The organism is Brachybacterium sp. YJGR34 (genome assembly GCF_003347015.1).
Classification (GTDB): domain Bacteria; phylum Actinomycetota; class Actinomycetes; order Actinomycetales; family Dermabacteraceae; genus Brachybacterium.
In genome coordinates this window covers 1-685 of sequence record NZ_PNFB01000044.1, presented here as the reverse complement: position 1 = coordinate 685, position 685 = coordinate 1, and the positions used below count along the sequence as shown (strand labels likewise).

Sequence of the window (685 nt, the reverse complement as noted above, 5' to 3'; positions counted from 1 at the left end):
CGGACGGCCGGCCCCCATCCAGGGGACCGGCCGTCCAGGAACCTGCGCCGCGGATCAGACCTGCGGAACCACCAGCGAGCTGCCGGTCGCGCGCGCGGTCTCGAACCGCGCCTGCACATCCGCCCAGTTCACGATGTCCCAGATCGCCTTCACGTAATCAGCCTTCACGTTCTGGTAATCCAGGTAGAACGCGTGCTCCCACATATCCAGCTGGAACAGCGGGATCGTCGCCACCGGCACACCGTTCTGCTGATCGTAGAACTGCTCGATCACCAGCTTCCCCCCGATCGGCTCATACGCCAGCACCGCCCAGCCCGACCCCTGGATCCCCAGAGCCGCCGCCGTGAAGTGCGCCCGGAAGCCATCGAACCCCCCGAAGAACTCCTCGATCGCCTGCGCCAGCTCACCGGTGGGCTTGTCCCCACCTTCCGGCGACAGGTTCTTCCAGAAGATCGAATGATTCGTGTGACCACCCAGGTTGAACGCCAGATCCTTCGAGAACTGGTTCACCGTCGCGAAGTCACCCGCCTCACGAGCCGCCGCCAGCTTCTCCAGCGCCGCATTCGCACCCTTCACATACGTCGCATGATGCTTCGAGTGATGCAGCTCCATGATCCGGCCCGAGATCGAGGGATCCAGCGCCCCGTAGTCGTAATCGAGATCCGGAAGCGTGTAGTCCGCCATG

General features: G+C 64.1%; 1 protein-coding gene. It reads right to left on the bottom strand.

Translation table 11 applies throughout. The features are described from left to right. Positions 1-54: 54 nt before the first annotated feature. On the bottom strand, positions 55-684 hold the full coding sequence (locus CXH06_RS18250) for a superoxide dismutase (RefSeq protein ID WP_114856627.1): 630 nt from the start codon (positions 682-684) through the stop codon (positions 55-57). Position 685 lies beyond the last annotated feature (1 nt).